Annotated in this window: 25 protein-coding genes and 1 other annotated feature (1 of these 26 only partly in view); of the genes, 16 read left to right on the top strand and 9 right to left on the bottom strand. The window is 41.1% G+C overall.

The window, feature by feature from the left end:
• Nucleotides 1–119: a binding site (T-box leader), on the bottom strand; it reaches 93 nt to the left of the window's first position.
• Between the two features lie 169 nt (nt 120–288).
• Complete coding sequence (locus NST24_RS11145; RefSeq protein WP_342461778.1) at nt 289–1,251, top strand: MBL fold metallo-hydrolase; 963 nt, start codon at nt 289–291, stop codon at nt 1,249–1,251.
• A complete protein-coding gene (locus NST24_RS11140) occupies nt 1,252–2,028 on the top strand; it encodes an SDR family oxidoreductase (RefSeq protein WP_144665762.1) in 777 nt (258 codons plus the stop codon).
• Between the two features lie 17 nt (nt 2,029–2,045).
• On the opposite strand, the gene NST24_RS11135 is transcribed toward NST24_RS11140, so the two are convergent.
• On the bottom strand, nt 2,046–2,468 hold the full coding sequence (locus NST24_RS11135; protein WP_342461777.1) for a VOC family protein: 423 nt from the start codon (nt 2,466–2,468) through the stop codon (nt 2,046–2,048).
• Between the two features lie 8 nt (nt 2,469–2,476).
• Entirely contained in the window at nt 2,477–3,805 is a 1,329-nt protein-coding gene (locus tag NST24_RS11130; RefSeq protein ID WP_342461776.1) for a CoA-disulfide reductase, read from the bottom strand.
• A gap of 188 nt (nt 3,806–3,993) precedes the next feature.
• On the opposite strand from NST24_RS11130, the gene coaA reads away from it, so the two are divergent.
• Entirely contained in the window at nt 3,994–4,953 is a 960-nt protein-coding gene (coaA, locus tag NST24_RS11125; protein WP_008342294.1) for a type I pantothenate kinase, read from the top strand.
• A 30-nt stretch (nt 4,954–4,983) separates the two neighbouring features.
• Here coaA and NST24_RS11120 read toward each other — a convergent pair whose 3' ends face one another.
• The 4 genes from NST24_RS11120 to NST24_RS11105 all read right to left on the bottom strand — a co-directional run bounded on the left by NST24_RS11120 (nt 4,984) and on the right by NST24_RS11105 (nt 8,634).
• Nucleotides 4,984–6,219 carry an MFS transporter gene (locus NST24_RS11120; protein WP_008343828.1) on the bottom strand — a complete coding sequence of 412 codons (1,236 nt, stop codon included), beginning with the start codon at nt 6,217–6,219 and terminating at the stop codon, nt 4,984–4,986.
• A 231-nt stretch (nt 6,220–6,450) separates the two neighbouring features.
• Complete coding sequence (locus NST24_RS11115) at nt 6,451–6,795, bottom strand: YolD-like family protein (protein ID WP_017367544.1); 345 nt, start codon at nt 6,793–6,795, stop codon at nt 6,451–6,453.
• 15 nt (nt 6,796–6,810) lie between these two features.
• Nucleotides 6,811–8,043, bottom strand: coding sequence for a DNA polymerase IV (locus tag NST24_RS11110; protein WP_135009215.1), 1,233 nt, complete (start codon nt 8,041–8,043; stop codon nt 6,811–6,813).
• Nucleotides 8,044–8,184: 141 nt separating this feature from the next.
• Entirely contained in the window at nt 8,185–8,634 is a 450-nt protein-coding gene (locus NST24_RS11105) for a YfmQ family protein (RefSeq protein ID WP_024718948.1), read from the bottom strand.
• A 282-nt stretch (nt 8,635–8,916) separates the two neighbouring features.
• Between NST24_RS11105 and NST24_RS11100 the strand changes: the two genes are divergently transcribed.
• The gene (locus NST24_RS11100; protein ID WP_007501073.1) at nt 8,917–9,396 is read left to right on the top strand and encodes a GNAT family N-acetyltransferase; all 480 of its coding nucleotides are present in this window, start codon (nt 8,917–8,919) and stop codon (nt 9,394–9,396) included.
• Nucleotides 9,393–10,367: a GNAT family N-acetyltransferase gene (locus tag NST24_RS11095; protein ID WP_342461775.1), complete on the top strand. Its 975-nt coding sequence runs from the start codon at nt 9,393–9,395 to the stop codon at nt 10,365–10,367. The genes NST24_RS11100 and NST24_RS11095 overlap by 4 nt, the downstream gene beginning before the upstream one ends.
• An 18-nt stretch (nt 10,368–10,385) precedes the next feature.
• On the opposite strand, the gene NST24_RS11090 is transcribed toward NST24_RS11095, so the two are convergent.
• Nucleotides 10,386–11,093, bottom strand: a complete 708-nt coding sequence (locus NST24_RS11090; RefSeq protein ID WP_342461774.1) for an expansin EXLX1 family cellulose-binding protein — start codon at nt 11,091–11,093, stop codon at nt 10,386–10,388.
• Nucleotides 11,094–11,305: 212 nt separating this feature from the next.
• Here NST24_RS11090 and NST24_RS11085 point away from each other — a divergent pair, with 212 nt between their 5' ends.
• The 3 genes from NST24_RS11085 to NST24_RS11075 all read left to right on the top strand — a co-directional run bounded on the left by NST24_RS11085 (nt 11,306) and on the right by NST24_RS11075 (nt 13,447).
• Nucleotides 11,306–11,632, top strand: a complete 327-nt coding sequence (locus NST24_RS11085; protein ID WP_039165847.1) for an iron-sulfur cluster biosynthesis family protein — start codon at nt 11,306–11,308, stop codon at nt 11,630–11,632.
• 12 nt (nt 11,633–11,644) lie between these two features.
• On the top strand, nt 11,645–11,884 hold the full coding sequence (locus NST24_RS11080; protein ID WP_008343836.1) for a YqkC family protein: 240 nt from the start codon (nt 11,645–11,647) through the stop codon (nt 11,882–11,884).
• A gap of 300 nt (nt 11,885–12,184) precedes the next feature.
• On the top strand, nt 12,185–13,447 hold the full coding sequence (locus tag NST24_RS11075; protein WP_025207573.1) for a tetratricopeptide repeat protein: 1,263 nt from the start codon (nt 12,185–12,187) through the stop codon (nt 13,445–13,447).
• A 24-nt stretch (nt 13,448–13,471) separates the two neighbouring features.
• On the opposite strand, the gene NST24_RS11070 is transcribed toward NST24_RS11075, so the two are convergent.
• Nucleotides 13,472–14,245 (bottom strand): prolyl oligopeptidase family serine peptidase, encoded by a 774-nt coding sequence (locus NST24_RS11070; RefSeq protein WP_342461773.1) that lies wholly within the window; start codon nt 14,243–14,245, stop codon nt 13,472–13,474.
• Between the two features lie 119 nt (nt 14,246–14,364).
• On the opposite strand from NST24_RS11070, the gene NST24_RS11065 reads away from it, so the two are divergent.
• Together NST24_RS11065 and NST24_RS11060 are read left to right on the top strand one after the other, a co-directional pair.
• Entirely contained in the window at nt 14,365–14,589 is a 225-nt protein-coding gene (locus NST24_RS11065) for a YqkE family protein (protein ID WP_008343840.1), read from the top strand.
• Between the two features lie 300 nt (nt 14,590–14,889).
• Entirely contained in the window at nt 14,890–15,177 is a 288-nt protein-coding gene (locus NST24_RS11060) for an LCI fold-containing protein (protein ID WP_171465553.1), read from the top strand.
• 188 nt (nt 15,178–15,365) lie between these two features.
• Here NST24_RS11060 and NST24_RS11055 read toward each other — a convergent pair whose 3' ends face one another.
• The gene (locus NST24_RS11055; RefSeq protein ID WP_342461772.1) at nt 15,366–16,292 is read right to left on the bottom strand and encodes an aldo/keto reductase; all 927 of its coding nucleotides are present in this window, start codon (nt 16,290–16,292) and stop codon (nt 15,366–15,368) included.
• Between the two features lie 168 nt (nt 16,293–16,460).
• Here NST24_RS11055 and NST24_RS11050 point away from each other — a divergent pair, with 168 nt between their 5' ends.
• From NST24_RS11050 to spoIIM, 6 genes are all read left to right on the top strand, one after another.
• Nucleotides 16,461–17,018 carry an NUDIX hydrolase gene (locus NST24_RS11050; RefSeq protein ID WP_100325352.1) on the top strand — a complete coding sequence of 186 codons (558 nt, stop codon included), beginning with the start codon at nt 16,461–16,463 and terminating at the stop codon, nt 17,016–17,018.
• Nucleotides 17,015–18,196 carry a TIGR00375 family protein gene (locus tag NST24_RS11045; RefSeq protein ID WP_342461771.1) on the top strand — a complete coding sequence of 394 codons (1,182 nt, stop codon included), beginning with the start codon at nt 17,015–17,017 and terminating at the stop codon, nt 18,194–18,196. Before NST24_RS11050 ends, NST24_RS11045 begins: the two co-directional genes overlap by 4 nt.
• Nucleotides 18,183–18,635 carry a GNAT family N-acetyltransferase gene (locus NST24_RS11040; RefSeq protein ID WP_342461770.1) on the top strand — a complete coding sequence of 151 codons (453 nt, stop codon included), beginning with the start codon at nt 18,183–18,185 and terminating at the stop codon, nt 18,633–18,635. Before NST24_RS11045 ends, NST24_RS11040 begins: the two co-directional genes overlap by 14 nt.
• A gap of 267 nt (nt 18,636–18,902) precedes the next feature.
• Nucleotides 18,903–19,124 (top strand): hypothetical protein, encoded by a 222-nt coding sequence (locus NST24_RS11035; protein ID WP_342461769.1) that lies wholly within the window; start codon nt 18,903–18,905, stop codon nt 19,122–19,124.
• Between the two features lie 111 nt (nt 19,125–19,235).
• Nucleotides 19,236–20,366 carry a S8 family peptidase gene (locus NST24_RS11030; RefSeq protein WP_342461768.1) on the top strand — a complete coding sequence of 377 codons (1,131 nt, stop codon included), beginning with the start codon at nt 19,236–19,238 and terminating at the stop codon, nt 20,364–20,366.
• A gap of 115 nt (nt 20,367–20,481) precedes the next feature.
• Entirely contained in the window at nt 20,482–21,126 is a 645-nt protein-coding gene (spoIIM, locus tag NST24_RS11025; protein WP_017367532.1) for a stage II sporulation protein M, read from the top strand.
• Nucleotides 21,127–21,201: the final 75 nt, after the last annotated feature.

Raw genomic sequence — 21,201 nt, 5'->3', positions numbered from 1 at the left:
TTTGCCTAACAGCTCAAAGGGCAGGTTCAGCAAATAAGAGGATGGTGAAGTCTTACAGCCGGCGGACCTCACTCTCTTGCATCGTTATTTTGCTTACTAATCCTTGTCATCGCGCATCTTATATTTGTTGTTCATTATGCAACGATGGACAAGTTTGTGTCAATAGGGAGAGATAAAAAAATTGACCATCTAAACCGCATGACAGTCTGCCCTTTGCAAGATACAATGAATAAAGAAGAGTGAGTTCAGATGATCTATGAGTCAAAAATCAGGAGATGACGTATAAAAGTGAAAGAAGAAATGATTCAATTATCCATCCCTACACCGTTTGCGGTGGGGGATGTCCATGCATATGTATTAAAAGGCGATGCCGTGACCTTAGTCGATTGCGGACCGATGACACAAGAGGCGCAGTATGCCTTTGTCACGCAATTAAAGGAACATCATTTATCAATAGATGATATTGATCAAGTGGTTTTGACACATCATCATGCAGATCATGTCGGTCTTTTAGATCTGATGAAACCTCATGTCCGTGTCATCGGACACGAGTTGAATGAGCCCTATATTAGTCAGGATGAAGCGTTTAAACAGCGTCAAATCCATTTTATGAATGATTTTTTTCAGCAGTTAGGTGTGCCGCTTCGTCAAGGTGAGTGTGAAAGAATTGTGAGGCAGTCCTATACATATTCATGTACGGCACATGTCGATGACGTCATAAAAGAAGGCGATCGTTTGAAGGGACATGAGCACTTCCAAGTGCTAGAGACACCGGGACATGCACAATCTCATCTTTCTTTTTTAGATGAAACAACAGGGAATTTCATCGGCGGTGATCTGCTGCTTACGACCATTTCTTCCAATCCGTTAATGGAAGCGCCAATGAAAGGAACAGAACGTCAAAAATCGCTGCTTCAATATAAAGCATCACTCGAGCGTTTATTGCATTTGCCCATTCAGGCGATTTATCCAGGGCATGGCCAGCTCATTACCTCTCATCACGAATTGATCGAAGAAAGATTTAAAAAACAGGAAAAACGGGCAAATACGATGTATCAGCTGCTTCAACGAAAGGAAATGACCGCCTTTCATCTTTGTCGTACCCTATTTCCGGGCCTGTATGAAGAAGCATTATTTCTGACAATGTCTGAGACAGTCGGACAGCTTGATGTGCTTTTAGCGGCTGGACAAATTGAAGAAGTGCAAAAAGACGGAACCCTCTACTATCGAGCAAATGAAGGAGTGAAATAAATGGGGCGACTAACAGGAAAGAGAATATGGATTACAGGTGCTTCAGGCGGTATTGGTGAAAAGATGGCGTACTTGGCAGCAGCCGAAGGAGCAGAAATCATTGTGTCGGCAAGACGAATTGAAAAGCTCGCAGGTGTACAAGAAAAGATTATAAGTGCTGGCGGCGTATGTCACATCGTTCAGCTTGATGTCAGTCAGCTTGAGGACATTGATCAAGCCTATCAACAAGTGGGTGCTGTTGATATTTTGGTGAACAATGCCGGCTTTGGTGTGTTCGATCTCGTCGAAGACGCATCCATTGAGGAAATGGTGTCGATGTTTGAGGTCAATGTCTTTGGTTTAATTGCCTGCACAAAAAAGGTCCTTCCTGAGATGAAACAAAGAGGGAAGGGACATATTATCAATATTGCGTCACAGGCAGGCAAAATTGCCACCCCTAAATCCGCCATCTATTCCGCATCAAAGCATGCGGTTCTCGGTTTTTCAAACAGCCTGAGAATGGAGCTGGCAGACAGCGGAATTCATGTCACAACCGTCAATCCAGGACCGATTGCCACAGACTTCTTTACCATTGCAGACCGCAGTGGTGAATATGTGAAAAATGTTGATTTTATGATGCTCAGTGCTGACAAGGTAGCAGGGAAGGTCGTATCCGCCATGATGACGAAAAAAAGAGAGATTAATTTACCAGGATGGATGAATGCTGGCAGTAAGTTGTATCAATTATTCCCGTTTTTATTTGAAAAAGCAGCACGTAAAGCGATGATGAAAAAATAACAAAAAAAAGAAACCGGTCACAGTCTGGTTTCTTTTTTTGTTTGATGGGGCTTGATATTGGTGACGCCAAAGACATTGCCATCAACATCTTCGAAGCTAAAACCGCCTAAGTCTGGGTCAGCTAATATTTGAATATCCGATACGGTCACTTCATGCTCGCTTAAATACTGGTGAAAGTTTTTTAAATCCTTCACAAATAGATCAATCATACTATGCCGAACTCCTGTAAAAGAGTTCATAAAGTAGATTCGTTTCTCGTGTTTTGTTTTGACGAGATAAAAAGAAGGTCCCTCGCCATGGGTAAAAGTGAGCATGGCGGCTTCTTCTGATTGATGTAGAACGATCATCTCTAAAATCTGTTCATACCAAGAGACAGCCCGGGTGATATCAGTCACAGGAATTTCAATCGTAGCAATTTGTTGAATGGTCAATGGCTTCACTCCTTTTTCTATATTCGTCTTGCCGCTTGCTGAAGTGGATCCCATACACTGTTAAAAGGAGGGGCATAGCTAATATCTAAATCTTCAAGGTCTGTCACAGTCAGCCCTTGATAAAGAGCAGTTGCCATGACATCAATTCGTTTATCAACACCTTCTTTACCGATGATTTGTGCGCCAAGCAAGGTGTGATCATCGCTTCTGTAAATCAGTTTCACTTTTATTTTCTCTGCATCTGGGTAATATCCAGCGTGGTCAGTGCTGTCGATGGTGATGGTGGAGAAAGGAAGGCCTGCGTGTTTTGCTTCTTTCTCTGATAAACCCGTTCGCCCTGCCGTCACGTCCATAAATTTCATCACCGCTGTGCCGGTTACGCCTTGAAACGCGCGGTTTGTTCCTGTCATATGAAAACCTGCGATTCTTCCTTGTTTATTTGCTGTCGTGCCGAGCGGAATATAGTCCAGTTCCTTTTTGATACGGTGGTAGGTCGCTGCGCAGTCACCCGCCGCATAGATATCTTGTACATTCGTCTGCATGTATTCATTCACAACAACTGCACCATTTTGAAGACGCTGAATTCCTGTGCTGTCTAAAAAGGATGTTTGCGGAGTGACGCCAACGGCAATGATGACCATATCTGTTTCAATGGTCTGTTTGTCTGTTTGAACAGCTGTTACATGTGTCTTGCCCTTCAATTTTTGCACTGTTTCACCAAGTACTACTTGAATGCTTTGATTGTCCGCTTCTTCTTTCAGATATTTTGCCATATCGGGATCAAAGCCTGGGCCAAGTGTTGCCCCCCGCTGAATGATATGAACGTCTTTGCCTAGCCCTTTTAAATTTTCTGCCATTTCTAAGCCGATATACCCTCCGCCGATGATCGTGATATGTGTGACATCTTTTTTTAGATTGTCTAAAATAGACAGCGCATGCGGGATTGTTTTTAATACGTGGACACCTTCTAATGAATGACTGTCTAGATCAAGTGTGACGGGGCTTGCTCCTGTCGCAATTAACAGACGGTCATACGTTTCTGTAAAGGGCTCTTTTGTTTTAGAATGAATACCCGATATTGTTTTTTGCTCCGGGTCAATTGAGGTCACTTCGTGTAAGCATCTGGCATCAATTCCGTATTTGTCACGAAAAGTTTCAGCGCTACGTGCGATGAGTTTTCTGTGATGATCAATGAGACCGCCGATCAAGTAGGGGAGCCCGCACTGTCCATATGAGAAAATCTCTCCTTTTTCAAAAGCTACAATTTGTGCGTCTGGATCCTCTCTATATATTTGCATAGCGCAGCTCATTCCTGCTGCATCTCCGCCAATCATCACATATTTCATTTGGTGTGCTCCCTTCTATCTATCAAACTGAATACTCTTATTTACCCTCATTTTCCTTTATTTAATGCTTTTTTTTCGCAAAAGAAGCAAACTTTCGTTGAAAAATAAAGACAGCGCCTTCATTTTAAGCTACAATCGGATTATCGTCTTTTTGGTTATGAGTTTAGTTTAGATTGGTGGGAAAGACTTTGGGTGACGAACGACTAGATTTTAATACACTATATACACGCCATACGAGAGAGGCATGGGCCGCTCTTGGAGAATATATGCCGGTATCTGTTTCAGAAGAAGAAGTGAGAGCACTTCAAGGATTAAACGACTACTTATCGCTAGAAGAAGTGCGAGATATTTACATACCGCTTATTCGGTTTCTGACATTACATGTCTTTGCAGAAAAACAAAAAAATCAGCATGTCAATGCTTTTTTAAACTACCCGCATCATGCGAAAATCCCTTTTTTAATTGGGATTGCAGGAAGTGTGGCCGTCGGAAAAAGCACGACAGCACGTATTATTGAAACACTTTTATCAAGGCTTGGAGATGGGCTGAAGGTGAGTCTCGTAACAACGGACGGCTTTTTGTATCCTCAAAAAGAGTTAAAAGATCGGGGGCTGATGGAAAAGAAAGGCTTCCCGGAAAGCTATGATGTTAAAGCACTACTTTCGTTTTTAAATGAATTAAAATCAGGGAAACAAACTGTGCATGCACCTGTATATTCACATCTGACCTATGACCGTCTTGAAGGGGTGTATGAAACAGTAGAAGATGCAGATATTGTCATCATTGAAGGGATCAACGTGTTGCAATCACCGGCACTGGATGATCTGAAGGATGAGCCGCGCGTGTTTGTATCAGATTACTTCGATTTTTCGATTTATGTAGATGCCGCTGAGACGCAAATTCAATGCTGGTATAAAGAACGGTTCCGTTTGCTGCGGGAAACAGCCTTCCAAGACCCTGAATCCTTCTTTCATCAATACAAAGATTTGACAGATGAAGAAGCAGATCAGATGGCAAGCACGATTTGGAATACAGTGAACCGGCCAAATTTATATGAAAATATTTTGCCGACAAAATATAGAGCCGATTTGATTTTAAAAAAAGGCGATCAGCATAAGGTGGAAGAGATCGCCATCCGCAGGGTATAAAGAAAACCGCTCAAATTGAGAGCGGTTTTTTTAATGACCTCCACTTACTTTCACAGCCACGGCAGCCGCCGTTCGTTTTTTTAGGCGGTAGTATCCGATAAGTAAAAACGGAACGCCTGCAGCGGTGACAATCGCCAAGACTGAAAAAATAGAAAGGGGATGGGCTGCGCCAAATAAGTCAATACACAATCCTCCGACAAACGGTCCGACGACGCTGCCGAGCTGAGAAAACCCCATTGCGCCGAAGTATGACCCTTTCACTTCAGGTTTTGCAATATTGTCTACAAACAGATCCATCATCGCAAAGAGCAGCACTTCACCAATCGTAAACACGACAATGATAAAAGCAAGCGTACCGAGACTTTGTGAAAAAGCAATGGCAAACAAACTGCCTGCTAGAAGCACGTTCCCAGTCGTTAACGACAAAATCGTTGAATAGCGCTTAGCGATCATAATCAGCGGGTACTGAACGACAATGACAACCACTGCGTTTAAGGATAAAAGATACCCAAACAGTTTAGGGCCATCCTCAATCATAGGGGATGCCGATAAATATTGAGGCAGTGTTGAGCTTAGGTGTGAATAGCCAAATGAACATAAAGTAACGCCAATGAGGATGATGCTAAAGACCGTATCTTTCTGAATAATGGAAAGAGCTTTTTTGACGCCGATTTGTTTGGTGCTTTCTGGAGCAGCCACTGGGTGCTTTTGAAATTGCCATGCCAGCGTTAACCCGTACAACAAGTAAATGAGGGCAGCGACGAGAAATGGAAAAGTCGTTTTTGATGACCCGAGATATAAGCCAAGCAGTGGGCCGAAAATGACACCAATGTTAATGGCCGTATACCGTAAGTTAAAGACAAACAACCGAATGCTCGATGGGGTGACATCGGATAAGAGTGCTTTAGACGTTGGTTCAAACAGCGCCCGGCACAGTCCATTTAAAGCATTCATAAAAAAGAAGACCCAAATGGCATCTGCAAATGCGAAGCCAACAAAGACAAGTGTCCAGCCAAAGATGGATAAAAGCATGACCTTTTTTCTGCCAATTCGGTCGGAAACATAGCCGCCGTAAAAACTCGCAACAATCCCAATAAGAGAGCTGACGGCAATGATCAATCCAGCTGAAGAGGCTGAGGCGCCTTTGACTTGTGTCAAATAAACGGCTAAAAAGGGAATGCTCATGGATGTCGCCATTCGGCCAAATATCGTGCCGATGATGATCGTCCAACTAAGTGGATGTAAAGTGCGTAAGTTATTTTTCATGCTGTGTCTCCCCTGAGTTTGTAAGATGTTCCAATCATACATGAAAAATTGTGCAAATTAAATACACAATTTGATGGAGGAGTCATCCGTCAAATGACAGAGAAGCTTGAACCGTTCCGTTCATTCGAAGAGCATATGCCTCGTTTTCAAGGTTTTAAGCCTTGATGGGTCATAATTTTTTCAGAAAAACGAAGCGTGTTTTTCGATGATCATGTTTTCGTTTTGCGAAAATCAATTGAGATCGATGGCAATAATTTGATGTAAGGAAAGGTTTAGAACATCTTCGTCATTCACGATTTTCATTTGGCGTGTTTCATAATGAATGGCTTTCACCCAGCCCCAAAACTGTGCTTTCATGCCTGATGAGACATATGTCACGCAAATCGCTTGATCCTCGGTAATCGACTGTGTGATCAAAACATTCATTTCCTCTAGCTGATCGGAGCTGAGCGGTAGAGGTGTATATTCTTTTTTCTTTCGTTTTTGAGCAAGTAGTTGCTCTCGGTGCTCTGGTAGCATCATTCGGCTTGATTCCCACATGATGTTGTATCCAGGTGTTAATTTATTGGGATTCATGCTTGTTCGCCTCCGTTATTTGTAATGCCCGCCAATTTTTTCGGCGCGGTGATATGCCTGCCCTGCGCTTGTCAGTGACGAAGCATGCAATAATGCCGCAGGTCCATATTTCAGATGGATTTCATCAAATACTTTGCTGAGTTGATCTTTCTTCAAATGATGATCAAATAAAGTCAGCTGATAGTGGCTGTCAGGCTGCAGCTGTGAGAGGGTAATGCCTACACTGCGAATGGGCTGGCCATCCCAGTGCTGCTGGCATAGCTGAATCGCTGCCTCTGCAATATCTGAGCCATACTGTGTCGGTGAATGAAGCTTCATTTGTCGATGAAAGCCTGTTGGATGTGAAAAATCAGCCCCTCTTACACCAACAGACACCGTTTGACCGAGATAATGCTTAAAACGTGCCCGCCTAGCGACTTCCTCACTCAATTCAAGAAGAGCGACTTTGATCTCCTCAAAAGATGCGTAATCACGGGGAAGGGTCATATGATGCCCAACGGCTTTTTGCTGATCATGTGTGTGAATAGTGACTGGGGAGGGATCGTGTCCTAAAGCTGTTCGCTGCAGAAGCTCCCCATTGATTCCCCAGCGTTTTTTTAATCGGTCTAACGGATAAGTAGCAAGTGTGCCAATGGTACTGATACCCATTCGTTTCAAATGATGCTCCATTCGTTTGCCGACGCCAAATAATTTTCCAATTGGAAGCGGCCATAAATCAGCAGCAACCCGGTCGGCACTCAGTTCATAGATGCCGGATGTGTTTTTTTTGGCAAAATGGTCACAGGCCATTTTAGCGAGCACTTTATTAGGGCCGATGCCCACACGTGCGTAAATGCCAGTCTGATTCATAATCGTTGTTTGTATATGTTGAGCGATCTTATGTGGAGAGCCGAATAGTGTAAGACTGCCTGTAATATCAAGAAACTGTTCATCAATGGAATATGGCTCGACAAGGTCTGTGTATTGTTCAAGCAGTTCTGTAATCATGACCGAAACATCGAGATAGCGCTGCATACGTGGACGTACAACCACTGCTTCAGGACATTTCTCCTGTGCTTCCCATAACCTTGATGCATTTTGTACGCCACGTTTCTTCGCGAGAGGGCAGGCTGCCAGGACGACTCCGCTTCTTCGTTCTGGATCTCCAGAGACAATGAGCGGTACATTCTCCAAATGAGGCGCCTCCACCTTCTCGACTGATGCATAAAATGACTGCATATCCACAAGCAGAATGGCTCGTTCATTCATTGTACTTCACCTCTTAGAACGTATGTTCTGTATCTATTGTAAACAACATGAGGTGAAATTCATACTGGTAAATCATTCAAAAGCTGTCCATACAAAAAAGACGAAGTGGTGAACACTTCGTCTCGTCTGCTGCAACGATTGTTAGGCATGTGCCATGTTGTGGAATGTTTGGAGCGGTTCAGAACGCAGACGATAAGCCATCAGCTTTTTCTTTGGCTTATGTGTAAACTGCCGAACCACATCCACATGGTCATCATAATGGAACAGATAAAGGGTGACATCATGTTTCCCATGCTTTGTTTGCATAGTAAGCGGCGCTGGCCCTTCATTCGGATGAAGAAAGCGTTCTTCATCACCAGGGTAAATATAATAGCGTTCAATAAAGATCGCATCATTAAAATGTTGAATGATTTCAGATGCTCGCTGCTCATCAAGCGAACGACCTTGAAAAGTAATATTTGTTTGCTCACTTGTTACTTTAGCATGTACGGCGTAGCGGCTAAAAAGGCGCTCAACAACACCAGAAGGCAAAGAGGTGACAAGCAGCTTTAAAAGACTAAATACAACAAGCGAAATAACAACCCAAACCAATCTCATCATCTCCAATAAACATTTGTACCATTTCCTATATGAACCATCTTAACATAACAAATGAATGAAACTTTCGCACAAAAAGTGAACTTTTTGAAATAAGTGTGAAGATTTAAAAGGAGATGACGGCTGAAAGACGAAGAACCAACAAGTGAATATGAAAAAAGACAGGCATACTGTCTTTACAACCATTTGATCAGACAGTAGACTATTGAAACAATCGCATTTTTGAGAAAAAACGAATCAAAGGAAAGCCAAAATGGAAAAAGGGGCGAGGCCATCATGATACGTCAAGTGAAACCGTCAGATTTTTACGCAGTCACATCCGTCATTCAAAGCTGGTGGGGAGGCAGAGATTTGCGTGCAAAATTGCCAAAGCTCTTTTTTGAACATTTCCAGCAAACAAGTTTTGTTGTCGTTGAAAAGGGAGAGCTGATCGGCTTTTTGGTTGGTTTTTTATCGCAATCTCATTCGGATGAAGCCTATATTCACTTTGTTGGCGTCCACCCAGATCACCGTAAATTAAAGATAGGTAAAATCCTCTATCAAGCTTTTTATGAAGCGGCTGAAAAGGAAGGAAGAACAACAATTAAAGCTGTCACAGCTCCTATCAATAAAGTCTCCATTGCTTACCATACAAAACTCGGGTTTCAGATAGAAAAGGGAGATAAAACAGTAGATGGCATCTCAGTCTTTTCAGATTACGATGGCATTCATGAAGACCGTGTGTTATTTGTGAAGAAGCTGGAGGCAATGAAATGATTGTTTATTTAGATCACACAATAAGTGATGTAGCAAAGCAGATCTTACATATTCAACTAGCTGCATACCAACAAGAAGCTGAACAAATTGGCTATGCTGATCTTCCGCCATTAAAAGAGACCATTCAAGATGTCATGAAAGCAAAAGAGCAATTTATTGGTTTTGAGCAAAATGATATTTTATTAGGTGTAGTCTCTTATGAAGAGCTGAAAGATTGTTTGATCATTAGTCGATTGGCTGTGCATCCAAAAGCGCTAAAGCAGGGAATTGGAACAAGACTTATGTCCACAATCATAGAGAAGAATGTGCCGATAGAACTGACCACAGGGCAGGAAAACACCCCTGCAAAAAGACTATATGAAAAATTAGGTTTTTTTGAAACAAATGTCATTCATGTGGAAAAAAAGCTCACCCTATCAAAAATGAAATGGATACCGCGACGCAAGGTTGAGGTTGTCGAATTCAAAAAAGAATGGCATGAAGAATTCCGTCAAGAAAAGCAGCGACTCAAGCAAATCATTCAAAAAAGCTGGATAGAAGGCTACCATATAGGCAGCACGTCAGTTACAGGACTTGTTGCCAAACCAATTATAGATATATTAATAGAAGTAAGCGATATAGAAGAGATTGATAGAAAAAAAGAGAGATTTGAACACCTTGGATACGAAGCGCTCGGTGAAAATGGTATAAAAGGGAGACGCTTTTTTCAAAAGGGTGGCTTGAATCGTACGCATCATGTCCATGTGTATGAAAGAAATCATTCTGATGTGAAAAGACATTTATTGTTTCGAGATTACTTAAGAGTCCACCCAGAACGAGCTGAAGCGTATGCGTCTGTCAAGGAACAACTAGCAAATCAGTATCCGGAAGATATACAAAGCTATATGGTGGGAAAGAATGAAATCATAAAAGAAATAGAAAATGAGGCATATCGCTGGGATAAAGAAGGGAGAGAGGAAGCTCTTAAATAAGCTGCCTCTTCTCCTCGGTTAATTAGGAAGCTGAACATTGCCTTTTACAATATAGGCCTGTGAAGCAGCAGTAGATGGAAGAGCGGGTAATTGATCCTTTACTATGACCCCTCGGATATCTGTGATTCGAACAGGAAGAGATGTAGACCCCATATGAAAGCCAAGGAAATGGTTGTAGTCGGTCTTTTCCATGTTCACCCATTGTCCATCTTTATAATATTCCATTTTCATAACCGGATATTTATGATTGCGCACTTGAATCGCAGCCCACCACTCACTGCTACCTTCTTTTATTCTGTAAGCTACATTTCCGCTAATCGTTGCTTTTATAATTTTCCAACTAATTGGGATTTTCCCATCTTCCATATTGCCAATTTTGGCAAAGGCATTAGGAGAAAGATCAAGAGCTCCTTTTGCTCCTTCTGGATATTTATCGGTTACATACACAACGGTCTTTCCTTTTGGCCCCGTCACTTCAAGGTAAGCCCCTGCAAGTGCCGCATTTACCCCTTTATAGTTATAGTCATGGGGATTTAAAGCTGTAATTTCCATGTCAGAGGGAATAGGATCTAATAAAGCGGCGCCCCCTGAGTAACCAGATCCCGTATAAGTCGCATAGCTTTCTCGTACTTCATCAAGGATAGATGCCGCTTTCATGTTGGGCATAGTGAAACTCAACATCAACATCAGCGCCCCGATAAAGCAGAGAGATAATCTTTTTTTCACGATCTAAAACCTCCTGTTTTTTCTTTTAAAATTGATAGCGTCATCAGTATAATTCTAAAAAACAGGATGCAGAAAGAGCCAATAGATAGATATAATCCTAGTGAGAAGAGCGTGTATTTCAAAGAGTATGACTTTCGGATTTAGCCGTGTGTCATGTTTTATGGTGTTTTATGTGTTACAATGTAAGCATCAATTTAAAAAGGATGTTCGCCATGTATATTCACATCACAGAACTGGCTAAAACGTATATAGAGAAACAGCAAACAGGAAACGGAACGAAGGAATTACTGCTTCGCTACGATTCAGAAGGTTGTGGCTGTGCAGTGAGTGGCGTACCGATGCTTTGGTTAACAAGTGAAAGAACAGGTGAATGGGAACCACTTAAAAATAGCCAACATTTAAAACTATATATACACACAGCACAAAAGGTGTTTTTTGACGAGGAAATGACGATTGATTTTAATGAAAAAGCCAATACACTTATGTTGAAAAGTCCTCAACAAATACTCAGCCCGAGAATGGGTATACTTGTAAAGTAAGGTGGAAATGTAGTGGATCAAAAGCTGAAAGTGATACAAAATACGGCACAAAATAAAACGTGGGTGTCGTTTTTAAATAATAATCATCCATATAGCCTTTTGCACTGGTCAATCGGTGGAATGGATTCAGTAAAAAAGGACGTCTGGCTTCTCCAAGATGAAGTCACATTTGAAACGGAAGAATTTCCAACGCTTGAATTAGCAGTCAGTTGGATAAAAGAGAATATGGAACACGTAACAGATGTGTTATAAGCCCTTTGCTGAAGAGGGCTTTTTTTGTGCCATCATCATCTCATCAAACAGGAGAACTGTCTAATTTGAAAAATGAGATTTTTCAACGATAAAAAGTCATTTTTAACAAACATTTAGACAAAATGAGAAAAATAGAAAGAGAAAAATAGAGACTGTAAATGCCGAAAAATCGGCAATGAAAGCGGTTATTGCGGGATACCGAAAACTTTACGAAAAACGACATTTCATATTTCTTCCATTCGAGGAAATATGATAGAATACAACATGTATCGTACATGAGGAGGGAGGTGCTAAGGTGAATTGAAGCTCAAGCTGTCATCGCCTCAGGTTGGAATCAAAATAAACGAATGGTATAGGCAGATTTGCGGATTTCATGTCATGAAAGCAGAGAAGCTAAAGGCCGAGATCGAGCAGGAAATCCTTGAGATGGAGCAAGATCAGAACTTGCTGCTTTTTTACCAGCTGATGGATTTTCGACATAAGGTCATGCTTGAATATTTTGAACCGGCAAAAAAAGCCTCGAATGATGAGGAGATTAAGAAGCTTCTAGAAACAATTGAACATTCGCAGAACAAATTAACAGATATGCTTGAATATTATGTTCATTTTTTTACAGGGATGTTTGAATTTGAACAGAGAAACTATTTGAGCGCCATTGCTTATTACCGTTCCGCAGAAAAAAAGCTCAATCTCATATCAGATGATATAGAAAGAGCAGAATTTTATTTTAAATTAGCAGAAATATACTACCACATGAAACAAACCCACTTTTCGATGCACTATGCTTTGCAAGCGTTAGATACGTACTCTGCCTACAGAACGTACACGCTGAGAATCATCCACTGTGAATTTGTCATCGGTGCAAACTATGATGATTTGAAATGCTATGAACATGCATTGCCCTACTTTAAAAATGCTCTAAAGCGAGCACGCTCAATTGGAAACCCTCGAGTCATAGGTTCGGCCCTTTTCAACTTAGGTAACTGCTATTACCAAATGAACGATCTTGCTACAGCAAGTCGCTATCTCAAAGACTCTCTTGAAGTGTTTGAAAAGGAGAATTTAACCCATCTGAATCGCTCTCTAGACCCACTATTTATGCTGACCCAAATCCTGTTTAAACAAAAACAAATAGAAGAGTCGTTAACCCTCTATCAACAAGGTATTATGAAAGCCTGTGAATTAGAAGATGAAATTTACATCTGCAAGTTTCAGTTTTTAAAAGCATTATACGTTGATGCAGAAATAAAAATCATAGACGATACATTAGATTTGTTGGAGGACAAGCGTTTATACCCAGATATTGAGGAACTGGCACTTGATGCGGCTCATTATTATAATGAGCTTGGATTATTTGAAGTTTCTACCCGGTATTACGAAAGGAAAATTCAAGCCATATCAAAAATTCAAAATGGAGGTCATTTATATGAAAATGAGTTTGATAGTTCTTTTATTGGCAGCAACTGCAGGGTTATCGGTCATGAGTCAGCAGCAATCGGAAGAGAGCCATATGGAGCTGGCGGGCAGACACCATACAACAGTGGTGACTATCGTATAAGTTAGCAAAAAGAGGAGACGAACGGCTGTTCATTCTCCTCTTTCATTTTGATTGAATTGAAATGCTTCCAAAAATGCTTCGACCTCTTGTTCATAGACTTCCTTATTGTCACTATAAGACATCGCATGCGCACCATGTGGCGCAATAAATAGCCGTTTATCACCTTTTTTGCGTGCGTATAACTGCTCGCTTTGCTCACAAGGGATATAGTCATCATGGAGGCTATGAATAAAAAGGATAGGTTCTTTCACCTGATCGATTACATCAAGTGGAGAAACTTGCCGAATGCTGTATCCGTCCCGCCATTTCAACACTTGATCACTTAGTGGAAGAATCCACTGTCCTGAAAGACGAAAATCTGTTTTTAATCGATACAGAAGCTGATGAGCCAAATCTTCTTTTTCATAATATCCATAGCTCGTTGTTTTTCCGCCGCTCATCCCATGTCTTCTATGATCATAAAGCAGCACATTCCATCCAAGCTTTTGGAATAATTTCATATACTTTACGGAATTGATCAAACTGACTGTAACCCCGTGACAAAGAACGATGGTGCGTGTTGTATGAGGGAGCGGTACAAAATAGCCATGAAGATCATAACCAAATGTTGAAGGAATACAAACTTTCTCTTTTTGCAGCTGTTGAAACTCCTCGTGATGATAGTGCCCTTCATCTGATTCTCGTTTGATGAGCTCTTCATCCGTTAATTTTCGTATATACATCATTTTATTGGTAAAAAAAATGCCGATTGCAGCGAGTGGAAATAATACCAAGGCGAGTATAGCGAGCCATTTCTTCTTCAAGCTGATTCTTCCTTTCCGAAGGGTTTCTATGAAGATCATACCACATGCTGGGAGTTTGGCGTGACTCTTGCTGAGCAAATAAAACGGATGATACACTAAAGCAAAAGGAGAGAGGCAAAGTGAAAAAGACCAATCAAGATCAAGCAAAGCTAAAGGACGGCATAAAGGATGATGTGAAACAGCAGCTCCTTCAAATGAAGCAGAATCTGGCCGCCGAGACAGAAAAAAGAGAAGAACAAAAACGACAAGACCTCCTTCGGCAACAGAAAGAAAAAGAAAAAAATAAAAGCTTCTCAGAGCTGCTAGATGAAAGTCATTTAGACTGGAGAAAGTATAAAAGTTAAAAAAGGGAGCTACGATGCTCCCTTTTTTATGTTATATCATTGAGATGAATACATACTACATGAGCCTGAGAGAAAACACGTCTGACTCCCTCGTATCACTTCATTTCAGAATCCCACCAATAGGATTTTACGTTCAAACCAAAACAAAACGTATTTTATAAACGATAAATTAAAACGAGGAGTATTGATTTATTTAAATTCCTTTTTATCCCAAAAATAGTAGTTAAGACCCTTTTAGGAAAGAGCCATTCCTCTTATAATTAAGGTGTATTACAAAATTTGGGAATGGAGATGATTCACATGAAATTGAGAAGAACAATGACTGGAGTTGCTTTATCTTTAGGCTTGCTTTTACCTATTTCTGGACAAGCTCTTGCTACAAATCATTCAACGGATGCAGATCTGCGTACGAAGGCTACTAAAATTGTAGATTGTTCCGAAACTCCTTTTAAAAAAGAAGCGAATAGATTATGTATGTACTCAGATAATGGTGTTTTTGCAAATAGTTTCAATAATTTCGGTACTACATTTTATTTTAAAGGCAAAGCTGGAAATTATGGATATTATGAAAGTAGCAGCAAAAGTTAATTAGTCAACGGGGGCTTTTAGCCCCTCAGTCTTAGAGGAAATCTTGATTAGCTCGCTGCTGTTGGATGAACGGGAAACAAAACGTAAGTGGCAAGTTGTTCTCCTATTTGCATGTAGAACATGAAAACGTACATCCATATATACATACGCTAAAAAGAGATCACATACATGTGATCTCTTTTTGCTTTCTATTGATTCAAACGATGCGTCTCATACACAGACTGTTTTGTGAAATATGACAAAGCTTTTCCTTCTTGGTCGCTTAATGAACGTGCATTTGCCGCTGCCACATTTTCTTTTAACTGTTTCACCGAGCTTGCGCCAAAAACAACAGAGCTGACTGCAGAATGCTTGAGCAAGTATTGAATGGACAGCTCTGTCAGTGATAGGTCATAAGCGACTTTCTTTAACGAAGGAATGATTTGCTGGAGCTCTTCAAATGAATATTCAAGATACCCGTTCTTTTGAATCGCCGCACTTGCTTGCGAAAGGGGTTTTTCAGTTAATAATCCTTTTGCTAAAGGACCTCTTGCCACGACACTAATGCTTTGTTCTTCAAGAAGAGAGAACCATTCTTCTGGGCGGCGGTCGAGTAAACTATATTGCATCATCACACTCACGATGTTTGATTTTTTGGCGTATTCTTTAATGACATTTGGACGGATTGACGATATGCCGTAATAGCGAATGACACCTTCTTCAACCAATTCTTCAAATGCCTCGATGGTTTCGTCAATTGGATCGTCAATTGTGCCGCCATGCAATTGATATAAATCAATATAATCTGTTTGAAGTCGTTTCAGGCTTTGTTTCACTGCCTCTTTTATATATGCTTTTGAAGGATCCCAGTCCCAGCCAGGTTTGCCTTTTTCAAAGCGGTTGCCGCCTTTTGTGGCCAAAATCAGATCTTGGCGTCTGTTCTTAATGGCTTCCCCGACGATTTCCTCATTTGTTCCAAAATCATATAAATCAGCTGTATCCAAATAGTTAATCCCAAGATCAATGGCTTCATCTAATAAAGAGAGCGCTTTTTCTTTTTCAGTCCCAAGGGACATACATCCTAGTGCCGCCTCACTAACCAAGAGATCAGAGGTGCCAATTCGTCTTTTTTTCAATTCAATCACACTCCTATCCTTTCACATTAAGTGAAACAATTCTGGAATTCAAGCTAGGTGATTTCAAAAGGCGCATTGAAGCAGGCATCCGCATTTTGGCTTCTCCTAAAACATCTATGTTAAAATGAATGAAGTAAAAAGTGAAAGTAGAACGAGGAGCTGAAAAAATTGAAGGACTTTGAAGAAAAAACATTATCGTCAAAAACATTATATAACGGAAAAATCATTGACTTGGTTCTTGAAGATGTAGAATTGCCGAACGGAAAACCAGGCAAACGCGAAATCATTAAACATCCAGGTGCAGTAGCAGTCATTGCACGTACAGACGAAAATAAAATCATTTTGGTCAAACAATACCGTAAAGCACTGGAGAGAGCCATCGTTGAAATCCCGGCTGGAAAACTAGAAAAAGGGGAAGAGCCGGCACATACAGCACTGAGAGAATTAGAAGAAGAAACAGGCTATACAACTCAGGCGCTCCAAAAGCTGACCGCCTTTTATACATCACCAGGGTTTGCGGATGAAATTGTTCATATCTACCTTGCCGATCAGCTGGTCCCGCTTGAAGAGAAACGAGAGCTGGATGAGGATGAATTTGTCGAAGTGATGGAAGTTTCACTAGAAGAAGCGCTGCACCTCATCGAAAAACAGTATATTTATGATGCGAAAACAGCCTATGCCATTCAATACTTACAATTGCAAGAGGTACTTAAGTCTACAAAATGAGGGAATTCTTTGCAGATATCCATATTCATATTGGTCGAACAAGAACAGGCAGGGCTGTCAAAATTACAGGTGCAAGGTCACTGACCATTGACCAAATTCTCATTGAAGCGTCTCAAAGTAAAGGGATGGGGATGATTGGTGTCATTGATGCACAATCTCCCGAAGTACTAGAAGAATTGATAGAAGGTGTAGAGGAAGGCACGTACACTGAACTAAGCGATGGCGGTTTATCATTTGGAAAGACCGTTTTGCTTTTAGGCAGTGAGCTAGAAATCAATGATAACCAATCAAAAGGTCCGATTCATGTGCTTGCCTTTATGCCAACGCTTCGTAAAATGTCTGAGTTTTCCGCATGGCTTTCCCTTCATATGAAAAATGTGCATTTGAGTTCACAGCGGTTATATGTGGATGGGAGAACGCTTCAGCATAAGGTGAAGGAATTAGGGGGATTATTTATTCCTGCCCATATTTTTACGCCGCATAAAAGTTTATACGGCAAAGGGGTCAATACGTCTTTAACCGAAGTATTCGATCCAGAACTCATTGATGCTGTTGAGCTTGGCCTTAGCTGTGATACGTCCATGGCCTCCCAGCTAAGTGAGCTAAACCGCTATCCTTTTTTAACAAATTCAGATGCCCATTCTTTAGGGAAAATTGCGCGGGAATATACTAAGATCCGAATGGATCATGCCTCCTTCGCTGAATTCGAGCTAGCGCTTCAAGGAAAAGATGGCAGAAACATCACTGGAAATTATGGGCTCGCTCCGCGGCTCGGAAAGTATTATCATACGACCTGTGAGAAATGCGGGGTAAGACCAGACAGTCAGGATCAAGAAAAGTGCCAAGCATGTGGCCATACCCGAATGACAAAAGGGGTGAGTGAGCGGTTAAAGGAGCTTGCTGACCAAGAAAGCGACAAAGGAATAAGGCCTCCTTATGTTCACCAGCTTCCCCTTCAATTTATTCCAGGTGTTGGAGCCAAAACGTTAGAAAAGTTAAAAGCTGTCTTTCATACAGAGATGAATATTCTTCATCAAGCAACAGAACAAGAATTAAAAGCTGTCCTGCCTGAGAAAACAGCCGATTACATCATCAAAGCAAGAAGAGGTGAAGTTGGACTGATCGCTGGCGGAGGCGGGGTCTACGGTAAGGTGGATATCAATCATGAATCAACTTAAATGGACATGTCACACATTTGAACAACTGTCTAAAGAGGACCTTTACCTGATTTTAATGGAAAGAGTGAATGTGTTTGTTGTAGAACAAACATGTCCTTATCCTGAAATTGATCATCGTGATCAAGAGGCGCTACATGTAATCGCCAAAGAGAACGGCACGATTGTGGCTTATTGCCGCATTTTCCAAAGCGGGATCATGTACAAAGAGGCATCCATTGGCCGTGTCCTTGTGACGAAGAACGGCCGGAAAAAAGGTTACGGGAAGATCCTGCTCGATCAGGCGATAAAAAAGCTCAGTGAATTAGGCGAAACAAAGATTAAAATCCAAGCACAGGCTTATTTGAAATCGTTCTACGAATCGTTTGGCTTTGAAGCTGTCTCAGATTGTTATGATGAGGATGGAATCCCGCATCTTGATATGGTGAGAAAAGAAAGATAGGCGTGTCTACGTCTATCTCAGCGTGTAGACAAACCCTCGCATTCTTTGTCAGTCCTGCGCTCCGGTGCTCACGAATGTCAAATTCGCTCCGCGCCAGTGCTCGTCCTTCCTAGACTGCAAAGGTTTTCTATCACGCTGAAAAGAAGACAAAAGGCTAAAATCAAGTACATTTTAGCCTTTTGTCAACAATTTGAGATAGACGTGTATACGTCTATCTTTTTTAGGTTCTTTCATGTATCATAACGACAACGAAAGGGGTTTTGCGAAATGGGAAAAAGCAAAGCAAAGAAAAAGAGAGAACACCTTCAAAGGCAGCACAGTCGAAATCGAGAACAATCGAGAGGAAATATCCCGCATTTTAGTACACACGAAAGAAAGACAAAAACAAAACAAGAAGCCTTGCAGCATATGATGAAAAAACATAAAGGTAGGAATGCTTATGATCGCTATGAACAGGATCATAAGCATTTTTATTTTGCTTTTTTGTGACAAGTAGATCAAATAATTGGAAAAATTTTAAAAAATAGGACAAACGGTCGTTTCTTTTTGTCTAAAAATGTAGTTAAATGACAAAAAGAAATGAAAGGGAGAGTGGGTATCGTGAAGGTCAAATCATTTGGAGCAGGGCTTTGTATGGCAAGTATGCTGCTGGCATCGATAACATTCGGCGCATCAGATGTATCTGCAAAGGATCAAGCAAAAAAAGAGTATATGATCGGTTTTTCTTCTTCCGTTCAAGACAAAACACAAAAACAGCTTGTTGAAAAAGCTGGCGGTCATGTGAAAGAATCAATAGATAAAATAGATATGATGAAAGTTTCGTTGAACGAAGCATCAAAAGAAAAACTACATCAAGCAAAAGAAGTTACTTTTATTGAGGAAGACCAAAAAGCAAAAACAAGCGGTCAAAGCGTCCCTTATGGTATCAAAAGCATTAAAGCACAAAAGGTACATAAACGAGGATATGCCGGACAGAATGTCAAAGTAGCTGTTCTTGACAGTGGAATCGACGGCAAGCATGAAGATTTACATGTAACTGGTGGTGTCAGCTTTGTTCCAACAGAGTCCGATCCGCTCGTTGACCCGCATGAACACGGAACCCACGTTGCAGGCACGATCGCAGCATTAGATAATAAGGTAGGCGTCGTTGGTGTGGCTCCGAAAGCTTCGATCTATGCGGTGAAAGTGGCAGATGAAAATGGTGACGGCTACTATAGCTGGATCATTAAAGGCATTGAATGGGCGATTGAGAATGAGATGGATGTCATCAATATTAGTATGGGGGGAGCAAGTGAATCGGAGGCGCTGAAAGAAGCGGTCGATCGAGCATATGACAACGGGATTCTCATTGTCGCATCTGCAGGAAATGCTGGGAGCTACGGGTCACTTAATACGATAGATTACCCGGCCAAATACAGCTCTGTCATGGCAGTCGCATCAGTGGATCAACGAAAGCAAAGAGCCTTTGATTCCTCTGTTGGGGAGGAAGTGGAAGTATCAGCACCAGGCGTTTCAACATTAAGTACCATTCCTCATAACGAATATGGATATAAGAGTGGAACGTCTATGGCATCACCTCATGTAGCTGGTGCTGCGGCAGTCATTCTATCAAAACATCCGAATCTCACAAATGATGAATTGCGTGAAAGGCTGACAAAAACGGCAACAAAACTTGGCGAACCTTTTTATTATGGGGCTGGGCTTGTGAACGTACAAAAAGCTGCACGATAAAGGAAACGAGAAAGCAGTGTGCAGCTGCTTTCTCGTTTTTCTTTTCATAAAACTGTCATGTTTCGTCTGCTCTCTCATAGAATCTAGTAACCTTTACTATTTGGGAGGAAGGCGCATGCGGAAAAAGTCTTGGAAAGAACATCTTCTTCAGCACGTGAAAGATCATTTATCAATTTATTTGTTTGTTTCTGTACTATTTTTAATGGGCGTCATTTTTGGAGCCATTATCGTCAATAGTATGACAATGAGTCAGAAAGAGGATTTATTCTACTATTTAAATCAATTTTTTGGTCAACTGACGAATGAGAAAGCAGCAGAATCAAAAGAAATGTTTTTGCAAAGCTTTTTGCATCATATGAAATATTTGGGCCTCATGTGGATACTCGGAATTTCCATCATTGGCCTGCCGCTTATTTTTCTTATGATCTTTTTAAAAGGGATTGTAGTTGGGTTTACTGTCGGTTTTTTGGTCAATCAAATGGGGCTTAGCGGTTTTTTTCTATCTTTTGTCTCGGTGCTTCCTCAAAATATCTTGCTCATTCCTGCGTATTTAGTGATCGGAACTTGTGCGATTGCGTTCTCCATTCGTTTAATTGGTCAGCTTTTTATGAAAAAAACCATCAGTCAAGCGCCAATCCATTGGTTTGGCCGGTATGCTTCTGTTCTACTGATGATTTTAACCCTCGCTGCTCTTTCGTCCTTTTTTGAATCATACTTATCATTCATGCTAATGAAAAAGCTGGCAGGTGTTCTGTTTTGATGATTTTATAATCGTTATTAAATAATAATCAATTTATTTATCAATTTAAAATGATTATAGTTGGCTCTCTGCACA

This window comes from Bacillus sp. FSL R5-0286, from assembly GCF_038593245.1.
In the GTDB taxonomy this organism is placed as follows: Bacteria; Bacillota; Bacilli; order Bacillales; family Bacillaceae; genus Bacillus; species Bacillus altitudinis.
Note: the sequence above shows the minus strand (reverse complement) of the source record. Positions and strands in the feature narration are given on the sequence as shown.

Coding starts and splice junctions, on each gene's coding strand:
- NST24_RS11140 (WP_144665762.1), top strand. CDS start 1,252: ATGGGGCGACTAACAGGAAAGAGAATATGGATTACAGGTGCTTCAGGC.
- NST24_RS11130 (WP_342461776.1), bottom strand. CDS start 3,805: ATGAAATATGTGATGATTGGCGGAGATGCAGCAGGAATGAGCTGCGCT.
- NST24_RS11120 (WP_008343828.1), bottom strand. CDS start 6,219: ATGAAAAATAACTTACGCACTTTACATCCACTTAGTTGGACGATCATC.
- NST24_RS11115 (WP_017367544.1), bottom strand. CDS start 6,795: ATGAATCCCAATAAATTAACACCTGGATACAACATCATGTGGGAATCA.
- NST24_RS11110 (WP_135009215.1), bottom strand. CDS start 8,043: ATGAATGAACGAGCCATTCTGCTTGTGGATATGCAGTCATTTTATGCA.
- NST24_RS11100 (WP_007501073.1), top strand. CDS start 8,917: ATGATACGTCAAGTGAAACCGTCAGATTTTTACGCAGTCACATCCGTC.
- NST24_RS11095 (WP_342461775.1), top strand. CDS start 9,393: ATGATTGTTTATTTAGATCACACAATAAGTGATGTAGCAAAGCAGATC.
- NST24_RS11085 (WP_039165847.1), top strand. CDS start 11,306: ATGTATATTCACATCACAGAACTGGCTAAAACGTATATAGAGAAACAG.
- NST24_RS11060 (WP_171465553.1), top strand. CDS start 14,890: ATGAAATTGAGAAGAACAATGACTGGAGTTGCTTTATCTTTAGGCTTG.
- NST24_RS11045 (WP_342461771.1), top strand. CDS start 17,015: ATGAGGGAATTCTTTGCAGATATCCATATTCATATTGGTCGAACAAGA.
- NST24_RS11040 (WP_342461770.1), top strand. CDS start 18,183: ATGAATCAACTTAAATGGACATGTCACACATTTGAACAACTGTCTAAA.
- NST24_RS11035 (WP_342461769.1), top strand. CDS start 18,903: ATGGGAAAAAGCAAAGCAAAGAAAAAGAGAGAACACCTTCAAAGGCAG.
- spoIIM (WP_017367532.1), top strand. CDS start 20,482: ATGCGGAAAAAGTCTTGGAAAGAACATCTTCTTCAGCACGTGAAAGAT.